This is a genomic window from Acidobacteriota bacterium (assembly GCA_039028635.1).
Taxonomy (GTDB): Bacteria; Acidobacteriota; Thermoanaerobaculia; order Multivoradales; family JBCCEF01; genus JBCCEF01.
The window spans coordinates 117535-143770 of the sequence record JBCCHV010000006.1 but is presented as its reverse complement, the minus strand read 5'-3'; the positions used below and the strand labels follow the sequence as shown (position 1 = coordinate 143770).

At 66.6% G+C, this 26236-nt stretch carries 19 protein-coding genes; 7 read left to right on the top strand and 12 right to left on the bottom strand.

Translation table 11 applies throughout. From position 1 onward, the window contains the following. Positions 1-181 precede the first annotated feature (181 nt). From AAF604_04455 to AAF604_04435, 5 genes are all read left to right on the top strand, one after another. On the top strand, positions 182-967 hold the full coding sequence (locus AAF604_04455; GenBank protein MEM7048884.1) for an SDR family oxidoreductase: 786 nt from the start codon (positions 182-184) through the stop codon (positions 965-967). A 187-nt stretch (positions 968-1154) separates the two neighbouring features. Next, positions 1155-3782: a pullulanase-type alpha-1,6-glucosidase gene (gene pulA, locus AAF604_04450; protein MEM7048883.1), complete on the top strand. Its 2628-nt coding sequence runs from the start codon at positions 1155-1157 to the stop codon at positions 3780-3782. 75 nt (positions 3783-3857) lie between these two features. After that, the gene (locus AAF604_04445; protein MEM7048882.1) at positions 3858-4505 is read left to right on the top strand and encodes a lytic transglycosylase domain-containing protein; all 648 of its coding nucleotides are present in this window, start codon (positions 3858-3860) and stop codon (positions 4503-4505) included. Positions 4506-4559: 54 nt separating this feature from the next. Then, positions 4560-5123 carry a CDP-diacylglycerol--glycerol-3-phosphate 3-phosphatidyltransferase gene (pgsA, locus tag AAF604_04440; protein MEM7048881.1) on the top strand — a complete coding sequence of 188 codons (564 nt, stop codon included), beginning with the start codon at positions 4560-4562 and terminating at the stop codon, positions 5121-5123. A 104-nt stretch (positions 5124-5227) separates the two neighbouring features. Next, on the top strand, positions 5228-7789 hold the full coding sequence (locus AAF604_04435) for an MMPL family transporter (protein MEM7048880.1): 2562 nt from the start codon (positions 5228-5230) through the stop codon (positions 7787-7789). Positions 7790-7798: 9 nt separating this feature from the next. On the opposite strand, the gene AAF604_04430 is transcribed toward AAF604_04435, so the two are convergent. Both AAF604_04430 and pyk read right to left on the bottom strand, forming a co-directional pair. Next, positions 7799-8713, bottom strand: coding sequence for an alpha/beta fold hydrolase (locus AAF604_04430; GenBank protein MEM7048879.1), 915 nt, complete (start codon positions 8711-8713; stop codon positions 7799-7801). Beyond that, positions 8710-10218 (bottom strand): pyruvate kinase, encoded by a 1509-nt coding sequence (gene pyk / locus AAF604_04425; protein ID MEM7048878.1) that lies wholly within the window; start codon positions 10216-10218, stop codon positions 8710-8712. Before pyk ends, AAF604_04430 begins: the two co-directional genes overlap by 4 nt. A gap of 91 nt (positions 10219-10309) precedes the next feature. Here pyk and ffh point away from each other — a divergent pair, with 91 nt between their 5' ends. Both ffh and AAF604_04415 read left to right on the top strand, forming a co-directional pair. Then, positions 10310-11677, top strand: coding sequence for a signal recognition particle protein (gene ffh, locus AAF604_04420; protein MEM7048877.1), 1368 nt, complete (start codon positions 10310-10312; stop codon positions 11675-11677). A gap of 294 nt (positions 11678-11971) precedes the next feature. Then, positions 11972-13273, top strand: a complete 1302-nt coding sequence (locus AAF604_04415; GenBank protein MEM7048876.1) for a hypothetical protein — start codon at positions 11972-11974, stop codon at positions 13271-13273. Between the two features lie 4 nt (positions 13274-13277). On the opposite strand, the gene AAF604_04410 is transcribed toward AAF604_04415, so the two are convergent. The 10 genes from AAF604_04410 to AAF604_04365 form a co-directional block, all read right to left on the bottom strand. Further along, positions 13278-14381 (bottom strand): hypothetical protein, encoded by a 1104-nt coding sequence (locus AAF604_04410; GenBank protein MEM7048875.1) that lies wholly within the window; start codon positions 14379-14381, stop codon positions 13278-13280. Positions 14382-14390: 9 nt separating this feature from the next. After that, entirely contained in the window at positions 14391-14900 is a 510-nt protein-coding gene (locus AAF604_04405) for a hypothetical protein (protein MEM7048874.1), read from the bottom strand. A gap of 302 nt (positions 14901-15202) precedes the next feature. Beyond that, entirely contained in the window at positions 15203-17566 is a 2364-nt protein-coding gene (locus AAF604_04400) for a beta-propeller fold lactonase family protein (GenBank protein MEM7048873.1), read from the bottom strand. Between the two features lie 437 nt (positions 17567-18003). Further along, entirely contained in the window at positions 18004-18390 is a 387-nt protein-coding gene (locus AAF604_04395) for a hypothetical protein (protein ID MEM7048872.1), read from the bottom strand. After that, on the bottom strand, positions 18387-18959 hold the full coding sequence (locus AAF604_04390; GenBank protein MEM7048871.1) for a hypothetical protein: 573 nt from the start codon (positions 18957-18959) through the stop codon (positions 18387-18389). Before AAF604_04390 ends, AAF604_04395 begins: the two co-directional genes overlap by 4 nt. A 606-nt stretch (positions 18960-19565) precedes the next feature. Beyond that, a complete protein-coding gene (locus AAF604_04385; protein ID MEM7048870.1) occupies positions 19566-20261 on the bottom strand; it encodes a DUF5343 domain-containing protein in 696 nt (231 codons plus the stop codon). Between the two features lie 366 nt (positions 20262-20627). After that, positions 20628-20981, bottom strand: coding sequence for a hypothetical protein (locus AAF604_04380; protein ID MEM7048869.1), 354 nt, complete (start codon positions 20979-20981; stop codon positions 20628-20630). A 175-nt stretch (positions 20982-21156) separates the two neighbouring features. After that, complete coding sequence (locus tag AAF604_04375; protein MEM7048868.1) at positions 21157-21849, bottom strand: methyltransferase; 693 nt, start codon at positions 21847-21849, stop codon at positions 21157-21159. A gap of 201 nt (positions 21850-22050) precedes the next feature. Further along, complete coding sequence (locus AAF604_04370) at positions 22051-23547, bottom strand: CSLREA domain-containing protein (protein ID MEM7048867.1); 1497 nt, start codon at positions 23545-23547, stop codon at positions 22051-22053. A gap of 105 nt (positions 23548-23652) precedes the next feature. After that, positions 23653-26172, bottom strand: coding sequence for a serine/threonine-protein kinase (locus AAF604_04365; GenBank protein MEM7048866.1), 2520 nt, complete (start codon positions 26170-26172; stop codon positions 23653-23655). Positions 26173-26236 lie beyond the last annotated feature (64 nt).

Genomic DNA, 26236 nt, shown 5'->3' with positions numbered 1-26236 from the left:
GGGGCGAGGCGGCGGCAAAGCCGCCGAGGTCGGGGGTGAAGGCGCACGACATGTGCGTGCGCCTGAGGGGGGCGCCTTTAGCCCCCCTGAAACAATCAGCAGGCGCTGAAGAAGCCGCCACGCGGCTTTTTCAGCCCTGCTAGAGTGCGGCGTCCGGAAAATCAGCAGAACGGAGGTGGCGGTGGATCTCGGTTTGGCGGGCAAGGTGGCGATGGTGACCGGAGGGAGCCGGGGTATCGGTCGCGGGATCGCCGAGGCGCTGGCGCGCGAGGGCTGCCGTCTGGTGATCTGTGCCCGTGGCGAGGAGGATTTGAAGCGCTGTGCCGAGGCGCTGCCCGGGGAGTGTTTGACGCTCGCCCTCGACGTCACCGCCGACGGGGCCGCCGAAACGGCGATGGCGGCGGCCACCGAACGCTTCGGTAGCCTCGACATCCTGATCAACAACGTCGGCAGCAACCGGCGAGGTCCCCTGGAGTCGAAGTCGGACGAAGATTGGCGGGCTCTGATCGACCTCAACCTGCTCTCTCACGTGCGCTTCAGCCGTGCCGCCCTGCCGCTGCTGCGTCGCGCCCGCGATGCTGAAGGTCATGGTGACGGCGTGATCCTGTTCATCGCCTCGATCTTCGGGCGCGAAGCCGGTGGTCCCAACCTCTCGATCTACGAGGCCACCAAGGCGGCGGTCATCGCCACCGCCAAGACCCTCGCCCTCGAGCTCGCGCCGGAGGGGCTGCGCTGCAACAGCATCGCTCCCGGCTCGATCCTGTTCCCTGGCGGAGCTTGGGCCGAGCGCCGGGAACGCGATCCCGCCGGCATCGCACGCTTCGTCGACGACCATCTGCCGATGGGCCGCTTCGGCACCGTCGAAGAGGTCGCCGACGTGGTGACCTTCGTGGCCTCTCCCCGCGCCTCCTGGATCACCGGTGCATGCCTCAACGTCGATGGCGGCCAGTCCCGCTCGTTGATCTAGCCCGGCCTTCTCACCAGCTTTCCGCTGCGCGTCCGTATGTCCCGGAATCTGCTGCGTTATCCGTCGCCTGCTCTCCTCGCAGTCCGTCGAGTACGGCTGCGTCGTGGCAGCCACGGATGCCTTGCATCTTCAAGAACCTACGGCCTCTCGCGAGGAAACCTCGTGAGAAGGCCGGGCTAGCCCGACGATGAAGTCATCGGGTGGGGCCGCGTCGGGTGGCGGATTCCGGGCGCGAGCCCACTGGCTGACGCCGGAGCTGATCGTCTACCCCGGGGCGCGGGGCCCGGCTCGCCTGCGGGTGGCGGCGAATGGTGAGACCGCGGGCGAGGGTCGATGGATTCCCTTGGCGGAGGTTCCGGGGGGGCTGCCCGAGGACTTGCGGGCGAAGTGGCCTCATCTCGCTACGGGCACTGCCTTCGCGGTGCCGGCGGGGGCAGTCGAAGAGGTTCCCGACTTATTGCGCGGTCAGGTGGTTGTCGAGGGCGCGGTCGCCGAGCCCGGCGAGAGCTCTGAGGCGGTGGACGACCTCACCGGGATTCAGCTTGCGGGGGTCCTCGATGCCCTCTTTCGCTGGGACGGTGCTCTCGGCGTCGAGGTGGTGTCCAGCGGACCTCCGGAAAGCCAAGGTGTTTGGCTTCGCCTGTGGGCGCCGACCGCCCGGCGGGTGGCGGTAGGGACCTTCGATGGCCCCCGCGGGGCGGCCGGTGCCGCCGTCGAGCTCGATTTCGACGCCGGCTCCGGCGTCTGGTCCCGTCGTTTGCCGCTTTCCTGGTTGGGTCGCTACTACCTCTATGAGGTCGAGGTCTTCGTGCCGGCGACGGGGCGGGTCGAGAAGAACTGGGTCACCGATCCCTGGTCCATCGCCCTGTCGCGCAACAGCCGTCGCAGTCAGCTCCTCGATCTCGCCGATCCGGCCTGGCAGCCGGCGGGTTGGTCGGAGCTCGCCCGTCGGCGCCCGCCGGCGATCGAGGATCGGGTGCTCTATGAGCTTCATCTGCGCGACTTCAGCGCCGAGGACGAGGCCGTCCCGCCGGGCCGGCGCGGCACCTACGGCGCCTTCGGGGTCGAGAAGGCGCCGGGGGTTGCCCACCTCAGGGCCCTGGCCGGCGCCGGCTTGACCCACGTTCAGCTCCTGCCGATCGCCGATTTCGCCACCGTCGACGAGGATCGCCGTCGCTGGCGATCGCCGGAGCCCCTCGACGACTGGCCACCGGACGGACCCGATGCGCAGGCGGCGGTGACGGCGGTCGCCGAGGAGGACGGCTACAACTGGGGCTACGATCCCTGGCACTTCATGGTGCCGGAGGGCAGCTACGCCGTGCGACCGGACGGCGCTTCCCGAATCCTCGAAGCCCGCACCATGGTTCGTGACCTGGCCCGCCTCGGTCTCGGGGTGGTGATGGATGTGGTCTTCAATCACACCTACGCCGCCGGCCAGGATCGTCGATCGGTGCTCGACCGGGTGGTGCCTGGCTACTACCACCGCCGCGATCCCGAGGGCCGCATCGCGACCTCGAGCTGCTGTCCCAACACCGCCAGCGAGCACCGCATGATGGAGCGGTTGATGGTCGACTCGGTGCTTCACTGGGCTCGCCACTACCGCGTCGAAGGATTCCGCTTCGACCTCATGGGGCACCACCTGGTGCGCAATCTCGCGGCCGTTCGAGAGGCCCTCGATGGGCTCAGACCCGAGACCGACGGCGTCGACGGTCGGCGGATCCAGCTCCTCGGCGAGGGCTGGAGCTTCGCAGAGATGGCCGGCAATGGCCGTGGGCGCAACGCCAGTCAGCACAACCTTCACGGCCGCGGCATCGGGACCTTCAACGATCGCCTGCGAGACGCCGCCCGCGGCGGCGGGCCTTTTGATGGTGAGCGCCGCCAGGGCTTCCTCTCGGGGCTCTATCACCTTCCTTCCGGGGAGGACGAAGGGGAGGCTCGGGAACGGCTCCTCGAGGCCTCCGATGTGGTTCGTTTGTCCCTCGCCGGCAACCTCGCCGCCTTCGAGTGGACCGACCGCCACGGTCGCCGGGCGCGGGGAGGGGACGGAGGCCTGGGCTATGCCGCGGCGCCCCGGGAGTCGATCAACTATCTCGAGGCTCACGACAACGAGACCTTCTTCGATGCCCTGGCGATGAAGCTGCCGCCGGCGACCGCCATGGCCGAGCGGGCGCGTCGGCAATGGTTGGCGCTGGACCTGCTGCTCCTCGCCCAAGGCGTCCCACTCCTTCACGCCGGTCTCGAGCTGCTGCGCTCGAAGTCCGGAGATCGCAACAGCTACGACTCGGGGGATTGGTTCAACGCTCTCGACTTCACCGGCCTTCGCCACCGCTGGGGGGTCGGTCTTCCTCCGGCAGGAGAAAACCGGCAGCGCTGGGAGCTGCTGCGCCCGCTGCTCGCCGACCCTGGTCTGCGGCCATCGTCCTCCGAGATCGCCGGTTGCATTCGCCACTGCCGCGAAATGCTGCAGATCCGGCGCAGCTCGCCGCTGTGGCGTCTACGGACTGCCGACGAGGTGCGGAGTCATCTGCGTTTTCACAACGTCGGCCCGGCCCAGGTTCCCGGTTTGATCGTCTGGAGTCTGCACGACGAGGAGGGCAGGGTCGATTCCCGCCATCGTCGGCTGGTGGCGATCCTCAACGCGACGCCGGAGGCCTGGGAGGGCGATTCCCTCAGCCTACGGGGCGCTGCTCTCGAGCTGCATCGGGTGCAGCGCAGCTCCCCCGACGAAGTCCTGCGGCGGGTTTCCTGGAAACCCGACTCCGGACGGTTTCGGGTCCCCGCTTTGACCACTGTCGTGTTCACCGAGAGGCGTTGATCGGACGCCGCCGCCTTGGCCCGCCGAACGGGGATCGGCTAAACTGACGTTTCGACTTTGGAGAGCGCCGTCGTTTTGAAGATTTTTCACACCCTCTTGCCGTCTCTGATCGCTGGCGCCCTGCTGGCGACGACCGGCGTGCAGGCGGAGGTGCGGGTCGAGACCCGGCCCGATGGCAAGGTGGTGGTCTACAACGTCGGCACGAGCCAGCGGCCGCAGGCCAAGCGGTCCCGTTCGACGACCTTTCGGGATGGCTCCCGCTTCGCGCCACTGGTGCGTCGTCACAGCGTTCGTTATGGCCTCGATCCGGCTTTGGTCGACGCCGTCATCCGAGTCGAGTCTTCCTACGATCCGCGAGCCCGCTCCCACAAAGGGGCGATGGGATTGATGCAGCTGATGCCGGCGACGGCGCGCGAGCTGGCGGTGGAGAATGCCTACGATCCGGAACAGAACGTGCGCGGCGGAGTCACCTATCTGCGGCGAATGCTGGACCATTTCGGCAGTCTGGATCTGGCCTTGGCGGCCTACAACGCCGGGCCGACGGCGGTGACCCGACACTCCGGCATCCCGCCCTATGCCGAGACCGAGCGTTACGTCGAGAAGGTCCTCAGCCTCTACCGCGGTCGGCCGGTGAAGGTGGCCCGGCTGTCGTCGGCCCCCAAGCCGCGGCTCGAGCGCGACAGCGCCAATCGGGTCGTGCTCACCAACAAGCCGCTGCGCTGAGTCGGTCTTCGACTTCCGGCTGAAGTACAATTCGCCTCTCGCCGGGCCCATTCCATGCTGAACGCACCCAATCTCCTGTCGATCTTTCGAATTCTGCTCGTACCGCTGCTGGTGGTCGTGCTACTGACCAAGATCGACGGCAAGGAGTTCATTGGCCTGGGCGTCTTCTTGCTCGCCGCCCTGACCGATTTCCTCGACGGCTTTCTGGCCCGTCGCAACCAGCAGGAGACCCGCCTCGGCAAGCTGCTCGATCCGGCGGCGGACAAGATTCTGACCTCGGCCGCTTTCATTTCGCTGGTCGAGCTCGGTGTCGCCCCGGCCTGGATGGTGGTGGCGATCATCGCTCGCGAGTTCGCCGTCAGCTCCCTGCGCGCCTTCGCCGCGTCCGAGGGGCTGGTGATTGCCGCCGGCATCTCGGGCAAGGTCAAGACGGTGTTGCAGATCGTCGCCATCGCCTTGCTGATTTTCTACAATCAGCTCGGCCAATTCAGTCACCTGGCACCGATCTCTCTGTGGATCGCGCTGATCGCGAGCGTCTACTCCGGCCTCGAGTACTTCGCCCTTTTCGGTCGCGAGCTGCTGCGCGAGCACCTGTCGTCCGGTAGCAGTGCCAGCTAGGGCGGCGCGCCCTAGCGCTCGACCATGAGCATTTCCTTCCTCGCGAGCCCGGGCGCCCTCGAAGACCGTTCGGCAGTCCCGGCGATCGCTGACAGGGGGCGCCGTTGGCGCTAGATTCGCGAGCTCCGCTCCTCAACCGCTTGGGCCTGTGGGCGCGCCACAACTATCGGCGCATCTTCGTCGTCACCGGGTTGCTGGTGGTGGTGTCGATCTTTCTGACCTCGCGGCTGCGTTTCGACACCGATGTGCTCAACCTGCTGCCGCGCAACGATCCGGCCATCGACACCTTCCTCGAGACCCTCGAGCAGTTCGGTGCCATCGACTACCTGCCGGTGGCGGTGCGCCTGCCGGAAAACGCGGTGCTCGATCCCTACGAGTCCTTCGTCGACGAGCTCGCCGTCGAGCTCGAAGGGCGGGAGGAGATCAAGGGCATCGAGTATCGCCTCGGCAACACCGAGGAGCTGCTGCGCGAGTTCTACCCCAAGGCAGTGCTGTTTCTCGACCAGGCCGGCCGTGAGCGCCTCGCCGAAAAGCTCTCGGACGAAGGCATTCGGAAACGCGTCCAGGAGATGCGCCGGCTGCTCGGAACCCCCCAGGGGCAGAGCCTGAAGCAGCTCCTGCTGGTCGATCCGCTGGGCTTGGTGGAGCTCTTCCTGGATCGCGTCCAGGGCTCCCGCGGGGCCCTCAACGTCGACTGGTCGAGTGGCTACTACCTGTCCCGTGACCATCGCATGTTGCTCATCCTCGCCGAGCCCATCCGGCCGCCGGCGGACATCGACTTCGACATCCGCCTGGTGGCGGCGGTCGAGGATCGCGTCGCCGCGGTGCAGAGCCGCTGGCCCGAGCTGGTCGGCTTCGAGGCCGACGATGGCGAGCTGCCGCCGGTGCCGGAAGTGGCCCTGGGGGGCGGCTACCTGACCGCCCTCGACGACGCCCGCTTCATCAAAAAGGACGGCATCGTCGGCGCCCTCACCTCCTTGGCCGGGGTGCTAATCCTGTTCCTCTTCGCCTTTCGCCGGCTAGGACCGCTGCTCTTCGCCACCATCCCACTGGTCTGCGGCCTGATCCTGACCTTCGGCCTGGCGAAGCTCTCCCTCGGCCGCCTGAGCTCGGCGACCAGCGGCACCGCGGCGCTCCTCATCGGCCTGGGCATCGACTTCGTCATCGTCTCCTACGGTCGTTTCGTCGAGGAGCGTCGCAAGGGCGGCGATCTCGCCGCTTCGCTGGCGGCCATGGCGGGATCCTCGGGACGTGCCGTGGTGGTCGGGGCGGTGACCACGGCAGCGACCTTCTATGCCTTCCTGGTGACCGATTTCACCGGCCTGCGTCAGATGGGCTTCCTCACCGGCACCGGCATCCTGCTCTGCATGCTGAGCGTCATCTTCGTGTTGCCGGCCTTGATCGCCTGGCGGGAGGATCGCTACAGCCGCCGCAGCAGTGGCCCCAACCTCTACCTGCACAGCTTCGGTATTCACCGCTTGATGCGCTGGTGCATGGCGTCGCCGCGCTGGGTCTTGGCGATCGGTCTGGTGGTCACCGCCATCGCTCTACTCTCCGCCAGTCGCCTGGAGTTCGAGGAGAGCATGGAGGCGATGCGGCCGGAGGGTAACCGCGGCATTCAGGTGACCCGCGAGGTCGGCGAGCGTTTTGGCTCGGGCTTCGATTACATGATGCTGGTGCTGCGCGGCGATTCCCCGCGCGAGGTGGTGGCGCTGGCCGATCGCGCCGCCGAAGGGGCGCGCGGTCTGGTCGAGGAGGGCGTCCTCAACGGCTACAGCGGGATCGACTCGCTGCTGCCGCCGACGGCCCAGCAGGCGGCGGTGCTCGACTGGCTCGAGCGCGGTCGCGGTGAGCTCCTCGACATCGATCGCATTCGCGAGCGCTTCCGCTCGGAGGCGACGGCGGAGGGCCTGCGAGCGGCGCCTTTCGAGCCCGGCCTCGATCTTCTCGGCGAAGCGCTGGCCCATTCAGAGCCCATCGGCCTCGGCGACTTCTCGAGCTCGACCCAGGCCAAGGCGCTGCTCGATCGCTTCGCTCAAGAGACGGACGACGGCTGGGTGAGCATCGTCTACCTCTACCCGCCGGAGAACCTCTGGCGTCGTGAGCCGCCCCCGCGCTGCGTCGAGTGGGCCGAGGAGCTGGGGCCGAACGCCATCCTCACCGGCACCAACGTGGTCAACGAACGGGTGCGCTCGCGGGTCCGGCCCGATGCCTGGCTGGCGGGCATTCTCGGCCTGGTACTGGTGGCGATACTTCTCTACCTCGACTTCCGATCGATCCGCCACACGCTGCTCTCCTTGAGCCCCTTGGCGGTGGGCATCTGCTGGATGCTCGGGGCGATGGTGCAGTTCGGCATCGATCTCAACTTCATGAACATCTTCGTCACCACCATGATCATCGGCATCGGGGTCGACTATGGTCTGCACATCGTGCATCGCTTCCGGGAAGAAAGCGGCGGCGATGTCGAGCGCGGCCTGATCGACACCGGCAATGCCATCGTGGTGGCCGCCCTGTCGACGGTCTGCGGCTTCGGGTCGCTGGTCTTTTCCCACTACCCGGGACTGCGCTCGGTGGGCTTCGTCGCTGTTCTCGGAGCGTTGTCGACGGCGCTGGTCTCGGTGACTCTGCTGCCGGCGCTGCTCACCTGGAGCCGGCGCCGCTCCTGAGGGCTTGCCTCAGGTCCCTCGCCGCAGCGCCTCGGCGAGCTCCTCCGGAACCTCTTCCTGCAAGAAGTGCCCGGCTTCGGTGCGGGTCACCGCGGCCTGCGGAAACGCCCGCTCGTGCCACTTCAAGGCGCGCCCGAGGATCGGATCCCGGGTGCCCCAGACGAGGGCGATGGGGCCGCCGAAGGCTCGCGCCCAGGTCTCGCCGCGGCGCAGTGCCGGAACGCTGGGGTGGTCCGGCGCCGACGGCACCATGCGGGCCAGGGCGAGAGGGGCGGCGCGGTCTCGCCAGCGGCGCAGGGGCCAGCGATAGGCGCGTGCCACCGGGCCGCGAATCGAGGCCGGATCGCCCTGGATGCGGTGCAGGATGTTCTGCGGAAAGCCGAATCCCCGGAAGACCAGGTCACTGATGCCGGGGAAGCGCGCGAAGCGGTGGAAGGCGGTACCCCGAGGCCGCTCCGGCAGCAGTACCGAGGTATTGGCGATCACCAGCGCGGTGAAGCGCTCGCTGCCGGTGGCGGCGAGGTGCGTGGCGCCGAGGTAGGTGCCGATGGGGCCGCCCCAGTCCTGGACCATCAACGCCGCGGAGGTGATGCCGAGGGCGCCGAGCCACTCCTCGAGGGCTTCGCCGTGGGCTTCGACCCGGTGCTCGGCGAGGCGCCGTGGCTTGTCCGACAGGCCGAGGCCGATGAGGTCCGGCGCCAGGCAGCGATATTCCGGCAAGGCGGCGATCACGCGACGCCAGAGGAAGCTCCAGGTGGGATTGCCGTGGAGCATCAGGACCGCCGGAGCGTCCCGCGGACCGTGGTCGATGAAGTGTAGCCGGCGGCCGGCCCAGGCCCCTTCCTCGAGGCGATAGGTGCCGCGCTCGAAGGGCAGCTCCGTTTCCAGGAAGGGGGGTAGGGGAGGCGGTGCCGCGAAGCTCACGGCTGGCCCCGCCGCGGTGGTCCTTGCTCCGCGGCGCGCCACTGCTCCGCGGTGCGCACCTGGTGGACCCGCATCAGGTTGGTGCGAGCCCGCTCCCGGATGGGGTCCGCCATCAGGGCGACGATGGTGGTGCCGGGAGTAGCCAGGCGGCGGGTCAGGAGCTCGCGGTCGACGAGCTGAATGACCTCGTCGTGGTGCTCCAGGCGATCCGGCAGGAAGTGGGGCTCGACCCCCCACACCAGGTTGAGCTGGCGGGCGACGGTCAGGCTGTTGGTGAACACCACGCAGCGGGTCGACGGCCGATAGCGCGAGATCAACAGGCCAGTGAAGCCGGTCTGCGTGAAGGCCACCATGAGCTCCGCAGCGAGCTCGCCGGCGGTGTAGACGGCGGCACCACACACCATGTCCGGAATGTCCTGGGCGATGTCTTCGGAGAGGCGGGGAACCCCCGACTCGGACGACGATCGGGCCGGGCTGCGGCGCAGATTGATCCGGTCGTGGAGCACCTGACGGCGGTAGTCCTCGGCTTCGACGATGGTGCGCGCCATCACTTCGACGGCGGCACGGGGATACTTACCGGCGGCCGTTTCGCCGGACAGCATGAGGGCGTCGGCGCCGTCGAAAATGGCGTTGGCGATGTCGGTGGCTTCGGCGCGCGTCGGCCGCGGCTGGGCCATCATCGACTCGAGCATCTGGGTGGCGACGATCACCGGCGTGGCGCGCTCGCGGCAGGCCCGCACGATCTTCTTCTGCAGCACCGGCACCTGATGGATCGGCACCTCGACGCCGAGGTCACCGCGTGCCACCATCACCGCGGTGGCGGCTTCGACGATCTCTTCGAGGTGCTCGACGGCCTGCTTGCGCTCGAGCTTGGCGACCAGCGGAATGCTGCCGCCGGCGGCGGCGATGCGATCCTCGAGGGCGGTGAGATCGGCGGCTCGGCCGACATAGCTGGCGGCCAGATAGTCGACCCCCTGCTCGACGGCGAAGGCGATGTCCTGGTGGTCCTTGGTGGTGATCGCGAAGCCGAGGTCGCTGTCCGGCAGGTTGATGCCCTTGCGACTCGAGACCTCGCCGCCGGTGAGCACTCGGGCGACGGCCTCGTCGGCGGAGGTTTCTTCGATCACCAAGTCGACCAGGCCCTGGTCGATCAGCAACCGTTGACCGGGCGACAGGGCGGCGAGGACCTCCGCTTCCCCAAGCGGCAGGTCGGCGTCCGCGGAGAGCCCCAGACGCACCCGCTCGCCGGCTTCGAGGCAGCGCCTTTTCGGCAGATTGGCCAGCCGGTAGCGCGGTCCCATCAGATCGAGAAGAATCGCCAGGTGGCGCTGCTCTTCTTCCGCCACGGCGCGAATGGTGGCGATGGTCTCGCGGTGCCAGTCGTGGGAGCCGTGGGAGAGGTTGAGGCGCAGGACCTCGGCACCGGCGAGCACGATGGCTCGCAGATCTTCCGGTCGTTGGCTGGCGGGGCCGACGGTGGCGACGATCTTGGCGCGGCGGATCATGATCGCCCCGTGAGGTGGTGGGGAAAGCGATTGCGGGCCCGGGACCGATGATTTAGCATCGGCTCTTCATCCACCGGGGGAGACGACACCCATGTTCGACGGTCTGCAAGGCAAGCTCCAAGACGTTTTTCGCCAGCTCAAGGGCGAGGGAAAGATCACCGAAGAGGCGCTCAAGTCGGCCTTGCGGCAGATCCGACTGGCGCTGCTCGAAGCGGATGTTCATATCCGGGTGGTGAGGCCGTTTATCGATCGCGTTCGGGAACGGGCTCTCGGCCAGGAAGTCCTGCAGAGTCTGACGCCTGCCCAGCAGGTCGTCAAGATCGTGCGCGACGAGCTCGTCGGACTGCTCGGCGAAGAGGGTCGCGAGCTCGACCTGCAGAAGCGGCCGGCGGTGGTGCTGATGTGCGGTTTGCAGGGCTCCGGCAAAACCACCACCTCGGGAAAGCTCGCCAAGCGCATGAAGGGCAAGGGCCGCCATCCCCTGCTGGTCGCCGGTGACCTGCAGCGCGCCGCGGCGGTCGAGCAGCTCGTCCAGGTGGGCGCCGGAGTCGGCGTGCCGGTGTGTCAGCCGGATGCCGGAATGTCGGTGCTGGCGCTGGCCGACAAGGCCACTCGCGAGGCGCGCGAGCGCGGCCACGACCTGATCATCTTCGATACCGCCGGCCGGCTGCACGTCGACGCTTCGCTGATGGAGGAGCTCAAGGCCCTGGCCGGCAAGCTGCAGCCGGACGAGATCCTGTTCGTGGCCGATTCGATGACCGGCCAGGACGCGGTGCGCAGCGCCGAGCAGTTCGCCGCCGACATGCCCCTGAGCGGCGTCATCCTGACCAAGCTCGATGGCGACTCGCGGGGCGGTGCGGCGCTTTCCATCCGCACCGTCGCCAAGGTGCCGATCCGCTTCGTCGGTGTCGGCGAGAAGGCCGAGGACCTCGACCTCTTCCACCCCGAGCGCATGGCCGGGCGGATGATCGGCATGGGCGACGTCCTCACCCTGATCGAGCGCGCCGAGCAGGGCATCGATCAGGACGAGGCGCAGCGCCTCGCCACCCGGCTGGCGAACCAGGAGTTCACCCTCGAGGACCTGCGCGACCAGCTGCGCCAGATCCGTCGCATGGGGCCGCTGGCCCAGCTCATGGAGCTGCTGCCCAAGGCCGGGCCCTTCAAAGGGCTCGACGCTAGCCAGGTGGACGAGGGCCAGATCAAGCGGGTCGAAGCCCTGATCAACTCGATGACGCCGCAGGAGCGGCGCCGGCCCCAGGTGCTCAATGCCAGCCGCAAACGCCGCGTCGCCCGCGGCTCCGGCACCAGCGTGCAGGACCTCAACCGCCTGCTCAAGCAGTACAAGATGATGCGCAAGATGTTCAAAGGGGCGCGCGGCAAATGGCTGCGCAAGGCGATGGGTGGCGGTGGCAAGCTGCCCGACATGCCGGGCGGCATGGGAGGCATGTTCCCCGGGTAGGGGACTCTCTCACCGGCTTGTTGCTGGCTTTTGGATCAAAACGTCGCGTTCTTGCGCATGTCTTGTCGAGGGGCGTCGATGCTCCGAGTGCCTGGGCCGTGGGGGCGGCCTCGTGGTGGGCATTCTGGAGCCGAGGCGGATCTGGTTGCCGCCGGGGAGTGTCGACCCACATCCTCTGACCAGCAGAGCCCGTCGTTCACCGGAGGGAGGCCGCCCTTGCGCACCGATCACAGATCTTCTTCTCTCGAGCACCCTTTGCGGTCGTCATCGATTGGGAGCAGGGGTCCTCGGCTGTTGAAAGCGCTTCATGCCCTCATCTGGTGCGCTGGCTTGCTGGGCCTGGGCCCGCTGGTGGCGGGGCCGGCCGGCGCCGACTCGGGGGTGGCCTTGCTCGGCGACGAGTTCCAGGTCAATACCTTCACCAGCCAGAACCAGTCCTTCCCGCACGTTGCCGTGGCGCCCGACGGGCGGTCCGTGGCGGTGTGGGAAAGCGTTGACCAAGACAACAGTGGCGATGCGGTGATGGCCCGCCGCTACGACGCCGCCGGCTCCCCGGTGGGCGACGAGTTCGTGGTCAACAGCCACACGACGAATCACCAGAGTCAGGCATCGGTGACGATGGCGGCGGACGGGTCATTCATCGTCCTTTGGCGCAGCCAGGCCCAGGATGGCGACGGCTGGGGGTCCTACGCGCAGCGCTTCGATGCCTCCGGCAAGGCGGTGGGTAACGAGTTTCGGGTCAATGAGGAAACCGAGAACAACCAGGAGAATCCGTTCGCCGCAATCGGTCCCGCCGGCCACATGATGGTGGTGTGGGAGAGCGAAGAGCAGGACGGCAGCACCGGCGGCATCTACGGTCGGGTCTACGACCCGGCGGGCCTGGCCGGCGACGAGCTCCGCATCAACACCACCACCCAAGGGTGGCAGAACGATGTCGAGATTGCGGCCACGCCGACGGGCTTCGTCGTCACCTGGGAGAGTCTCAACGTCGATTCGGACTTCCGGGCGGTCGTCCTGCGACGCTATTCCTTCGCCGGTGTACCGCTCGGGGGGGAGCAGTTGGTCAATGTCACCGAGGCCGGCAATCAGAACAACGCGGTGGTCGCCGTTCAGCCCGACGGGCGCTTCATGATCGCCTGGGAGAGCGATGGGCAGGATGGCTCCGAGGCGACCGTGATCGCGCGCTTCTTCTCGGCCAACGGCACGCCCACCAGTGGCGAGATTCAGCTCAACCAGACGACCCCCGGCGATCAGGAGCATCTCAGCGTTGCCGCCGACGGGCTGGGTGGCTATGTGGTGGTGTGGGACGGCGAAGCCGCCTCCGGCGGCAGCTTCGACGAGATCTGGGGGCGACGGGTGCTGGCGAACGGCACCCTCTGCGGTGATGAATTCCGCATCAACACCAGCACCTCGAATCGCCAGGTCTATCCCACCGTCTCGAGTAGCGCCGACGGTGTGCTGATGGCGCTATGGCACTCCTGGACCGGGGATGGCAGCGGTACCCGCGTGGTCGGCCAGAGGCTGCGGGTCAACCGCCTGTTCAGCGACGGTTTCGAATCGGGGGATTTCTCCGAGTGGTCTGCCGTCGGGCCCTGATCAGCTAACCCGAGCTCGACCAGGCGTTGGTATCGCCCGACTCGAAGCCGTCGGCGAAAATCACCAGGGGGATCGTGGTCCGCTCACAATCGTAGGTCTCGCCGATGCGAGGACCGGTGTCGAGGACCTCGAAATCGGTGGCCAGCACCTTGGCCGCCCCTGCGGTGAGGTCGAAGACGCGCGAGTTGATCCCCAAGTCGGACCAACGGGTCGTCGTGAAGAGGTCGCTCTCGGCCGTCAAGGCAACGGTGCCCCCGTCCGCCAATACCATGCCGTAGCGCTTGAGGGTATTGAGGATCACCCGCGCGGCGGGGGAATAGCCGGTGAGCGGGAAGTCGGCCCGTAGGCGCAGACGAGAACCGTAGGCGATGCTGCCTTGCGGGCCACTCGGCCCGCCGGCATGGGAAGCGGGGCGCACATAGAGCCTGCCGGCGACGCCTCCCAAGCTCGCATCGGTGGCCATCCGCGCGTTGGGCAGGATGAAGCGGACGGCATGGCCGAGGTCGCCGTTGCCTGAAGCATCTGCTGCCAGCGAGGCGGCGATCTCGTCGGCATTGAAGAGCAGCGGGGCGATCGGAAAACCCGCCGCGTCGGCGCTGGTGCAATGCTCGCCGCGTCCCTCCGGCGGATAGTCCCCATCGAGATACCAAAGGGCGAGACATTGGGCTTCGAGCTGCGCACTGCCCGACGCCGTCGAGCGATAGGCCTCGTAAAGGATCCGGTCCTGCACCACCAAGAGGTGGCAGTCGCCCGAAAGGTTGTCGCAAACCAGGTCGGCCTGGCCTTCGATGGCGGCGTCGAGGGGCACCGGCATCGCTGTCCCCAGAGGCTCGCAATCGGGCAGGAAATAGCCATCCGGATGGCTGACGATGGTCCGTGTCGGCGCGTCCGACGCGGCGTGGACGACGTGCAGACTGAAGTCGATTTGCAAGCGACCGTTGCCGAAGCCGCCCAAGCCGGAGAGGGTCGAGATCATCGACGCTGAGCTCGGATGGAGCGCTGCTGCCTCGATGTTCTGGTTCCAGACCGCGGAATCGATGAAGCGCGGCACGGGATCGGCGTGGGCTGGGACGGCGCCGAGAAGAATTAGGAAGACGAGTCTTTTCATCGGATGAGCTCAATTCAACGAGTTGACCTCGAGGCCCAAGTGCTCGATCTGAAAGCTCTCGAGAATTTCTCGTCTCTCTGCCGAAGTGCCGATGATCGGCTCCATCATGCCGCCTGACCAGATGCGGGGATAGTTCCACTCATTGATGGGCTGTTCTTCCGTTTTGGTCAATGAAATCAGTCTTGCACAGTAATGAGGGGGCTTTATTGAGACCACCTCGCCTCCCGGCAGGTCGACGGAGAGCGCACGCGGCTCCCGCGGAATTTTTTGCCATTTCGTGGACCAATTCCCGCCCACTTCGATGCATTCACTACCAACGATTCGGCAGACGATGGTCGCTTCGTCGACCACTGTCTGTCCGTGCTGCTCGACGATGAGTCGCACCTGAAGTCGCTCTTTGTGCCTCGTGTCGACCTTCGGCTTTTCGCCGCAGGAAAGCCTCTCGGCCACGGTGCACGCCTGGTTTGCAACGGCGAGAAGCAAGATGGCGCCAAGAGTCAGTAACTGGAACTTCCTCATCAGGGCCCTCGATCGGTTGATTGGCTCTCGAGCTCGACGAGACCCTACCACCGACGCCCCCGCTCAATTCGTGGCGGACTTTGTTCCTTCTGTGGCCGATTCTGTCAAGCCTGCGATGACTCGAGTTTGGAACCGGCTGCCGGCTGAATCCACCGGACCGCAGGAGATAGCCAGCAGCAGCCTACGCGGTGTGGGAGCTGCGAATGTAGGAACCTCGACCAGAAAGCGATGCCCGGAGGGGCGAACCAAAGGCCTGCCAAGTCACGGGACCCTCGTCGAGGCGGTCCGCTCGCGTCGCTCGCTCAAGGCACGGTGTTGGACCAGCGTGTCGTATCTCCCGACTCGAAGCCGTCGGCGAAGAGTAGCGGCAGGCGATAAACCGCCAGGGCACTGGCGTTCTGGTGAGCCGTCACCAGGTGGGCTCCGTCCGCGGTCACGATGGCGTCAGACACTTCATTGAGGTCGGTTCGTTCACCGTTGGTGTCGAAGGGTCGGTCGATCACCGTGCCGAAGCGAAGACTGCCGTCGACGGTGTCGCGGAGAAAGAGAACGATGGCCTGACCGCCCGTCTTACTAGGGGGGACGATCCCGGAACCAACCACGACGAGCTGGCCGTCCGGCGTGACCGAAACCGTCCGTGCGCCATCGAGGCCATCGACGCCGTCGACCCCGTCGACCAAGACCTGCTCGAAGGTGAGGGCGCCCGAGATCGGCTCGCGGCTGAATACGGCGATGGCGGCGTCGTCCTCGCTCACAGCGTAGAGCTGCGCGCCATCGGGGCTCATGGCAAGGGCGCGCACGCCGCCGAGGCCTTCGACACCACCGGTGCCATCGACCACCTGGCCGACGAAGGTCAGGGGCTCGATCGTCGCATTGAGGCTGAAGTGTGCGATGGCGCCGTCGTCATCGCCGCCGACATAGAGACTCGAGCCGTCCGGGCTCAACACGAGGGACAGCGGATCGTTGATGCCCTCCGCGTCGACGCCGTCGACCAGAGTCTGAAGAAAGGTCAAGGCCCCGGTCGCCAGATCGCGCCCATAGACCTGCACGGCATCGTTCAGGTCGTCGCCGGCGAAAAGGAAGCCGCCATCGGCGGAGAACGTCATCGCTCGGATGACGGCAGCCGATTCGGGTGGTGTAGCGCTGGCGAAGGTGAGGGCGCCGGAGACGGCGTCGCGGTCGAAGACGATCAGATTGGGGGTGCTGAGCTCCGAGACGTAGAGATGCTCGCCGCCGGGTGACAGGGTCGGTGCTGCGGTCTCATTGATGCTCACCGGCAGCGAATCACCGGCGACGACTTCGACAAAGTCCAGGAGCCCGGTGGCGGCATTGCGCGCATAGAGACCGATCTCACGCTCACCATCGGTGGCCGTGGTGTAAAGGTGGCGTCCGTCGGCGCTGACGGTCAACCCATCGACCGAAGACAACCCGTCGTTGTGCTCAGTCTCGTCGTCGAAGAGCTGCACAAAACTCAAGGCGCCCGTGGACGGTGCCGAAGCGACGACGACCATGGCCTGATCGAATCGGCTGGCGGTGTAGAGGTGTTCGCCATCCGGGTCGAAAACCGGCGGCCCCGGGTTGTTCAGGTCGGTGCCCAGGCTGATGCCGGTGCTCTCCTCGACCAAAGTCAGCATTCCTGTCATGGCGTTGCGGGCAAAGACCACGAGCGCATTGTCCGGAAAGGTGTTGACCACCAGGACGCTGCCGTCGGGCCGGATCCGCAACCCGAGGGGGTTGCCGAGAAGGTTGATGCCGCCCAGGTCGTCCTCCACGGTTTGAACATGGGTCAGCATGCCCGTCCCGCCGTTGCGCGCGAATATGGTGACCGCGCTGTCGACCGTAGCGACCACGTAGACGTGGTCGCCATCCGGACTCACGTCGACCGCCAACGCGCCTGCGAGCCCCGCCGCGCCGCCCTGACCATCGAGAATCGCTTGGACGAAGCTCAAAGTGCCGGTGCCAGCGTCGCGCGCGAAGACGGCGACGGAGCCGGAGGCTCCACCCGCTACGACGTAGAGGTGTGTACCGTCCGGGCTGAGGGCGACATGTTGGGCCAAGGCTATTCCGCTGACGCCGCCCTGACCTTCGAACAACGCCTGTACGAAGCTGAGCCCACCGGTCGCGCTGTCTCGGGCGAACACGGACACCGCGTTGCCGTCGTAGTCGGCCACATACACGAAGGCTCCGTCGCCGCTGACCGCGAGACCGCGCGGCTGTGCGATCCCGGTGGCACCGCCTTGACCCTCGACGACGCGATCGGACAACGCGACGAGGCCCGTGGCTGGATCGCGATCGAACACGGTCAGCCCGAGCGCCGCGACGTAGAGGTGCTCCCCGTCGGGAGACGAGACGATGTCCCGGGCTTCGTCGAGTCCCTCGATCTCCGCCTCGATCTCGCAAAAGACCTGGAGAAACGACAGCGACCCCGTGCTCGGGTCGCGTGTGGCGCCGTGGAGGCAGCCGCGGCCGCCGACCGTGTACATCTGGGCACCGTCTGGGCTGACCTCGACTGCCGACGCACCTCGGAGACCGGCGCCGTCGAACAAGATCTGCAACAGTTGGAGGTCGATCAGGCCACCGCGTGCCGGCGCAGGTGACGACAAGAAGGAGAACAGAACAAGCAGGGTGCCGAGGTGCGGTGCGCACCGAACGAAGCTGTTGAACATGGTGGTCCTCGGAGGAGAAGTCGGGGAAGGCATGGCGCGATACGCCAAAACTCGGGCATGGAGAGTCTATCTGGAACCCGCGGGCTCATACGCCGGTAGTGGGCTAAGAAGTGGTGGCGCGGCGGTGGCGGGTTAGAAGCACTCGAGGCCGGAGGGCGTCGGCGGTTGTGCTAGTTTGCTCAAATGACTGAAACCGAAGTGACGTTCACGATTACAGAGGTCACAGTTTCAGCCGAGCGAAAGAGTACTTTCATTCGACTGAATATCGACGGGGAGAAGGTGAAGACTCCCGTGACTCCGGAAGTGCGCACGCACTTTTTCGAGCAATTCTGGCGCGAGAAACCCACCCCACACCAGAAGCGAAGATTCGCGACACTGATGAACCTTGTGCGCGCTGCATACCGGAAGGGGCAGCGCGACGCGGCGAAAAGCAGTCGCTAGGCGCCAGCGGCCATCAGGTCCCGCATGGTCCACGGTCGGCGGGTGATCTCTGAGGCCATGGCGGGCGTCATTTTGACGGTGCGGTGGCGCTTGCAGAAATTGTAGTACGCGATCCAGAGCGCGAGCGCGGCCTTGTGGTTGTCCCAGCACTTCGAAAAGGCCACCGTTAGCCGCGAGGTCCGCTTGAGGCCCATCCGCAACGACAGGTTCCAGCGCTCCACCCGCGACGTACCGATGCGATCCGGCTCCGGATCGCCAAAGACGACACCCTTCTCAGACTTGATTAGAGCGGGCGGCGCGTAGTGGCGCTGTCCCTCGGGGTGATAGCCGAATTCCTTTTTGATGATGCCGTAGTCGGACCGCGCGCCGACGTGGTAGTTCAAAGAGTCGAAGTAGGGCTGAAATCCGTCGGTGCTGATCTGGAAGTGCCCGCCGTCGCGTAGTCGAGCTTTTCGGCGAATGCATCAGCGCCTAGATTGTTGCGGCGTCCCAAGTGCCAGCAGAGCACCAATTTCGAGGAACGGCACAGGCCGATCCAGGCGTAGGCGTCGCCCTCCTGTGGGTCCTCGATGCCGTCCTTCTTCTTCGAGCGCTCCTTGCGGCCCACGTAGGACCACGTCTCGTCGCACTCTACGTCCTCGACCGGTACGTCCCTGATCCGGTTCCGCATGACCTGCTCGGCTCGGTCACCGGCCAGCTTCAAGAGGCGCAAGACGGTGGACTTGTGGAGGTGCGTCACACGGCACACGGCACGGACACTGGAGCCCTCACAGAGCAACGCCAGCGCCATCAGGGCCTTCTCTTCGTCCACGCGCATCTCGCCGAACAGGTGCTCGCGAGCTTCGGTGTGAACCTTCTTGCAGGTGAAGCACTTGAACCGGCGCCGTCCGTCGGCGCGCTTTCCGTGGCTCCGCATCGTGGCTTCGCAGGTGGGGCAAGTCGGGTTGGGCATGTCGCGTCTCCTGTGAGATCGAGACGCGTTAGAATGCCGGTGTGAGCCGTTGGCGCTATCGCGTCGCGGTTGGCCCCGTTGGTCGTTGGCGCGACTGGCGGGTCGTTGTTTTTTTCTCAAGTCATTGGAATTATTGTAGGCCAAATAAGTCTACGCGTCAAGGGTTGATTTGTGGCCTATTTCGGCCTACGATTAGTCATGCCTAAGACCGGTAGGCCGCCCAAGAAGCCAGAGGAGATGTACGACGCTGCAATTCGAATCCGCATGCGTGAGGCGGACCACGAGCTAGCCAAGAAGGCCGCCAAGCGCGCAGGGCTGAGCGTCTCCGCTTGGACGCGTTCCAGGCTCATTGAGGCCGCCAGGGAAGAGCTGAAGGGGGATTCGAGTTAGAATAAGTGCGGAAGACGGGGGGATCGAACCCAGCCGGGTGCATCCGGCCCACAGATCTCTAAGTTCTGTTGCCCTACCAAGAGCGAGCCGCCTTCCAGGTATGTCGAGTGCCGGGGCGGGGGGTATGCCTGCAAGCTCTCCTCGCCCGCCCCGGCTTTGATTCGGGCCGCCCGACGCGGCCCTCAATCCCTCCTCATTCCTGCGCTCCCTTCTGTACTACCGCTGTACTACCGCCTTCATGAAGGCTAGTGCGGCCTCGAACAGCGCGAAGTCCTGCTCCGTCATGTCGACCGGGTAGACGATGTAAGCGCCATTCAGCGTAGGAATCTCCTGCCGAGCGAACCCCTCGGGGACCTTGCTCTTGCGCGGCGCCTCCGCCGCTTCGTCCTGTTTCGCCGCCTTCGGTTTGGCCTGGGCCTTACTCTTGGACTTCGCCTTCCCGTTGGGCGTGGACTTTTTCGGTCTCGCCGTCTTGGTTTCCTTGAGGTAAGGGGAAACCTCAATCCCCATTGCCTCCAAACCCTGGAGAAGAAAGCGCATAGAGCGCAGGAGGGTAGTACCGCTTACTCCGTAGCTTTCGGCCATGATCTGCTTGACCTGGGCGGGCGTCGCCTTCTTGATGTCCAGGGCGAAAATCTCGGCGTACGCGTCCTCGAAGACCTTCCGGAGCAATGACTTGCGCTCAAGCTCATTCTTCGACACCAACTCCTTGAGGATCGGCGCCGGCTCATGCTCATCTCCGATCAGCCGGAGGAACTTCATCGACGAAATGAGCTGGCTTTGGCTGCTGCCGGAGAGATTCTCGAACGCGGACTTGTCGACCTTGCTCGGGAGCCCCTCCGACAATCGGTCGAGCGCGTTCTCAAGCGTCTTGTATGAAACGTACGCTGCTGCAGGTCGGTCATCAGGCATCTCGGCACCTCTCGTCGAGTCGAATTACATGGTGTAACCTAGGTGATTACCCGTAACGTGTCAAGCGGTATCGGCGGAGATTTTTCCTAGGAGGTACGGCTCCGCCCTGCTAGGATGGCCTCATGGACGCACAAATATATGAAGGTAAAGTGGTTAGACTCTCCTCGGCCCTTGGTGAGATATCTCGACGAGTGGTTCGGGTAACTGGGGACTTGGTCGTCATTTGCACCGAACAGGAGTACCAGCGGGCCATGCAGGAGCACCGGAGCCCGCTGACGATCGCCTTCCGACGCTCTGACGTGCTGGGGGTAGGCGAGGCCCAGGAGGCGCCCGGTGCGGGCGTTGGGCCTCGCGAAATGTGCTGAGCTAGCTGGGCAGTAGCGCGGTCTCGATGTCCCGCGCCAACGCCTCAACCTGCGGCGCGAGGTCACCGGCCAGCACCACAAGGCGAAGGCTACCGGGGTCGGTGCCCGCCTCGGTCCCGTGCCACGCGATCATGTAGAGGGCGCTGGCGCAGTGCCGGAGGTCGGCACCAACGGCGGCCATGTGTTCCCGATTCGGCTCGTCGGGAATCTCGACCATCTGAGCCTCGCGGGATAGCTCGAGGATCCAGTCAGTGAGCTCTCGAAGGATGGGGCGCCGATCGGCCGGGATCTCCTGCAGGAAGGATTCGCGAAGTCCGGCGCTGTCTTCAAAGATACAATTCGGGCGGTCGCTCATGGTGGGCTTGCTCCTCCATGGGTGGCAAGTCCCCGGTAGACGCGCAATCGTCTGCCGGGGGCGTTTGGCTTTTGGGCGGGTTCATCCCGCTCTCGCCCGCGAAGGCTAGCCCTTGTCAGCCTCCCGAAGGGACGCCACCACTTCTTAGCCCACTACCCATACGCCCGAAGTCCTCTTACGCGAAGGCTATCCAGCCGCGCCAGGAGAGACCGGCGTAGAACAGCTCGATGCCCGAAAAACCCGACTCGCGGAGCAGAGCCACGTTGCGCTCGGCGGACACCGTGGCGAGCACGTCCTTCAGCCGTCCGCGCGTTTGCTCAACCAGTTCTTCCGCCGCGCCTGAATCGAGTGCAAACCTGGCATAGCGATCCCGGTGAAGGTCAAAATCGTCTGCGCTCTGGTCCAGACATAAATCCACCAGGATCAAAGGCGCACCTTTCTTGAGCCGCGCCTTGATATTCACGAGGGCGTCCAGTTTCTCCCCGTTGTCTTCCATGAAATGCAGCGTCAGCAAGCAGGTCGCCGCATCGAACGGCCTCATGGGTGCATCGGCAACGTAGCCTTGCACCCACGTCACGCGACCCTCGACACCAGCCTCGCGAACGGTGCCACGAGCCTGGTTCAGCATTTCTGGAGAAGGATCAACGCCGGTGAACTGCCAGTGCGGCTTGGCGCTGCCGAATCTGGCGATTTCCAATCCACCGCCAGCGCCCAGCACGAGTAGCTCCGCCGCCTCGTCGCTCACGGACTCCGCGATCAGCTGGACCGCCATTTGATGCATGAAGTGATAGCCCGGCACGAATTGCGCTGGACCGTCAGCGGCGTATCGAGCCGCGAATTTCTCATCGGCGTAATCACAGGCAGACATAGCCACAGACAGTACCTGGGCCCGGCAGCGTTGCCAAGCTCGGATGACGCGTCATCGCATTGCAGGTGTCGCGACTCTCTCTTGTAGCGGTGGTGGTTCCGGGACCAAGAACCGACCCGGCCGGAGGCGGCGCTCGATGGCGCCGCCGGGCCGGCCGGGGCTGCCTGTTGAGGTCATTCTACGACCTCGGGGTGGGGTGCTCTACTCGGGAACGCCGCAACCGCCGCCGAGGGGAGCCGCTCCCGGGCGCCGCAGGCTCTGACTCCACAGCAAGACGTCGCCGGTTTCGAAGCTGTCTTCGAAGATCAGGGCTACCGGTGCGCCGGCCTCGAAGGCGCCGATGTCGCAGCGCGCGATGCTGTCCGGGTCGGGGCCGTCCCAGACCCGCCGCTGGCCGAGCTGGTCGAAGGCCAGGGGGATCCCGCCGGGGCCGAGGCAGCCGGCCGGATCGCCGCCGTCGAGGGCGGGGCTGCCGAGCAGCAGGGGGACTGCCGGCGTGGGATCGCAGCCGAAACGCAGGGAGTCGATGTTGGCGGCCAGGGGACTGGAGATGGTGCCGGTGAGGTCGCCGGTGATGGCGGTGAAGGAACAGTCGCCGCTATCGATGGCGGCCAGCAGGTTGTAGCCGAAGGATTGGAAGGTGCCGACGCAGTCCGGTGCCAGGGACGGTGAGGGACCCATCGAGAGGTCTTCGTTCTGGGCCACCAGCGTGTTGCGCAGGATGAGGTTGCCGCTGCCGTCGGCGACGTGGAAACCGCCGCCGTCGCCGGAGCCGTTTTCGTCGTAGTCGGCGTAGTTCCAGGCCACTGTGGTGCTGTAGAGGGCGACGTCGCCCGGTCCGTCGAAGTAGAGGCCACCGCCGTCCGCTTCGGCGGCGTTCTCGGCCAGGGTGGTGTTGATCAATTCACTACGGCTGGCGGCCGAGCCTTCGTTGCGCCACTCGATGCCGCCGCCGTGGCGGCCGGCCTGGTTGGCGATGATGGCGCTGTCTCGGGCGGTCATCGCGATGACGCTCAGGCCGCCGCCGTCGGAGGTGGCGAGATTGCCGTCGACGACGGTGCGCAGAAGCACGAGCGGCGCGGCGCTGACGGCGGTGACACCGGCGCCGGTGAGCGACTGATTGAAGGCGATCACCGAGTCGGTGATCCAGGCTGGGCCGGCGAGGTAGAGACCGCCGCCGAACAGCGTCGAGCGGTTGCTTTCAATCCGCGCCGAGATCAGGCGCAGCTTGCTGGCCAACTCGCGGGTTTGGATGCCGCCGCCGCTGGTCACGCCGTCGCCTTGCTCCACCGTGAGGCCTTCGATGGTCAGGTCGGCACCCTCGTGAACGTCGAAGACGCGGTCGAGGTCGCTACCGCTGATGGTGGCCGTGAGGCCCGCCGCCGGTCGCAGGGTGACGTCGTCGCGGATGTCGAAGTCGCCGGTGAGGTTGTCGTCCTCGTTGCCGCCGGCGACGGTGATGGCGTAGGTGGATTCGAGGACGAAGAGGATGGTGTCGTGGCCGAGGCCGGGATCGCAGCCCATGAAGGCGCTGTCCGTGTTGGCCGCTTCGATGGCCTCCCGGAGGGTGCAGCGATTGTCGGCGACGATGCCGTCAGAGACCGCGGTGACGGTGATCTCGGCGCCCTCGAGGGACGAGGTGAAGACGAGGAAAAAGCAGCCGACGCAGAGCAATCGGCGAAGGTATCGAAGGTCCATGGGTAGTTCTCCTGGATTCTCGTGGTGTCAGGAGCCGCCTCCCATGCAGCTCCGTCAACGCGGTCCACGACGGAAGCGTCGTGCACCGGACAGGAGAGGGTCGAGTCAGGAGTCGCTGGTGGGCTCGAGGCCCTTGCTGCGGGCGAGCTCCTGGAGATCCGGCGCCGCCCAGCCGGCGGCTTCGAGCTGGCGGAGCAGGGGGCGCGCCGCCTCGATCTCGTCGAGCTCGAGGAGAATTTGGACCAGGGTGTCGAGGTAGTAGGAGGAATCGGGATGGCGGCGGTGGACCGTCTGCATGATGCCGACCGCCTCGCGCCAGGCTTCGCCGGCTTGATCCGGCGCTCCGAGGGCGCGATGCAGCCGGCCGAGCTCGAGCAGGTCCCAGGCGACATCGTTGCCGGCGGAGGCGTTGTCGGGAAATCGTTGGTGCCGGTCTCGGGCGATGGCGAGGCTCGCCTCGAGCTCGGGCAGCGCCAGGTCCGGTCGGCCTTCACGCCGATAGGCCTCGGCGAGACCGGCATGGGCGACGGCGAGCTCTCGGTTCCAGCCGGCGTTGCCGGGCTCGAGCCGAACCAAGACCTGTGCCTGGTGCCGTGCTTCGAGCAGGGTCTGGCGCGCCGCGGTGAGGTCGCCGATGTCGAGATGAGCCCAGGCGATGTGGCCGAGCGCGAGCTGCAGCTCCTCTCGCCAAGCGGTGTTCGTGGAATCGGTCTCGACGAGCTCGGCGCAGGTCCGGCGGGCGGCCTCGAGGTGTTCGAGGGCGGCCTCGAAGTCGCCTTGGTGGCTGTAGGCGAGGCCGGTGAAGGACTCGGCTCTGGCGCCGCGATGGCGCCACTCGGGGTCACTGCGGCGCTGCTCGGCAAACTGGCGGGCTTCGGCGAGGACCTCGAGCGCGGTGGCGGGTCGGCCGCCTTCGCGAGCGATCCAACCGTGCAACGTCAGGCTGTCGAAATGGACCTCCGCCCAGTCGTCCGGGGGTGGAGCGAGGGGGGCGAGTCGACGCGACCACCGAAGCGCCTCGGCCGACGACTCGAGGGCCAGGTCGGCATCGCCCTGATTGACGATGGCGCCCGCCAGGGCATGGTGGCTGCGCGCCAGCTCGAGCTGCCATCGCGGGTCCGGATCGCTCTCCACGAGGCCTTCGAAGAGTCGGCGGTTGTTGTCGAAGGCGCGCCGGGCGGCGTCGTGGTCCCCCTGGCCCACGAGGACTCGGCCGGCGTTGTGGAGGGCGGTGGCTCGACTGCGGATCTCGGGCGGTGACGATCCCCCTGCGCGACCGTCGAAGTAGGCCAGCGACTGGCGGGCGACCTGCTCCAGGAGATCGAGACGGCCGACGCGGTCGAGACCCTGGTGGAGATCCTCGAGCATGAACTCGAGCAGCCCCTCGGCATCGCGGCGAGCCTCGACGGCGGCCTGTCGCTGGGCGGCGAGGTCGCGGGTGTAGCGCACCGCCAAGAAGGCCAACAGGACGAGGGAGGCGAGGGTGACCGCCGTCGCGGTGGCGAGGGCGGCGGCGACCCTCGGGCTGCGTCGGGCGCGGCGTAGCCAGCGGCCGATCCAGGTGACCGGACGGGCCGCCACCGGGGCGCCATCGAGATAGCGCTCGAGATCGTCGGCGAGGGCGCGCACCGAGTCGTAGCGCTGCCCCGGCTCGCGGGCCAGGCAGGTGTCGGTGATGGTCACCAGGTCGAGGGGCAGGTTGGGACGGTGCTGGCGCACCGGGACCGGCTCGCCCTCGAGCCAGGCGAGGTCGCCGGCGAACGGGCGCTCGCCGCAGAGCAGCTCGTAGAGCATCACGCCGAGGGAGAAGACGTCGCTGCGCCGGTCGATCTCCGCCCGCCGGCCGAGGGCCTGCTCCGGCGACATGTAGCCGGGGGTGCCGAAGATCTGGCCGGTGCGGGTGACCTCGAGATCGGTGTGCTCGAACTGGGCGATTCCGAAGTCCAGCACCACCACCTTGGGTCGACCTTCGGAGTCCTCCTCGACCATCAGGTTCGACGGCTTCAGGTCGCGATGGATGACGCCTTCGCGATGGGCGTAGTGGACCGCGTCGCAGGCCTGGAGCAGCAGCCGGAGACGTTCTTCCACCGCCAGCTGATGGCGCTCGCAGTAGTCCGTCAGCGAGCTGCCTTCGATCTTTTCGAGCACCAGGTAGGGCATCTCTCGCACCATGCCGCCATCGAGCAGACGGGCGATGTGGGGATGCTTGAGGCCGGCGAGAATCTGACGCTCCTGGAGGAAGCGCAGGTGGGCGTCGCCATCGCGCGGTGCGCGGTGCAGGAGCTTGAGGGCGACTTCCTGGTCGAAGGTGCCGTCGGCGCGGTGGGCGCGGTAGACGATGCCCATGCCGCCCTCGCCGAGGACGCCGTCGATGCGGTAGGCCCCCACCTGCTCGCCGACTTCGAGGCCTCCGAGGGGACGCAGCTCGAGGGCGTTGCCGAGCAGATCGGCGAAGCCGTCGGCGACGGGGGTGTCGAGGGGCGTTTCGCCGGCCTCGCAGCGAGCCAGCCGCTGCAGGAGCTCCCGGCGGTCGCCCTCGGCCTCGGCGAGGGCTTCCCGTCGGGCCTCCTCGTCGAGGTCTAGAAAGCTCTCGAGCTCCTGCCAGCGGGTCAGATCGTCCGGCACGATGGTGTGGGTCGCGGTACGTGGTGGCAGGTGGATCGCGGCATGACCAAGACTTTCCCAGGGC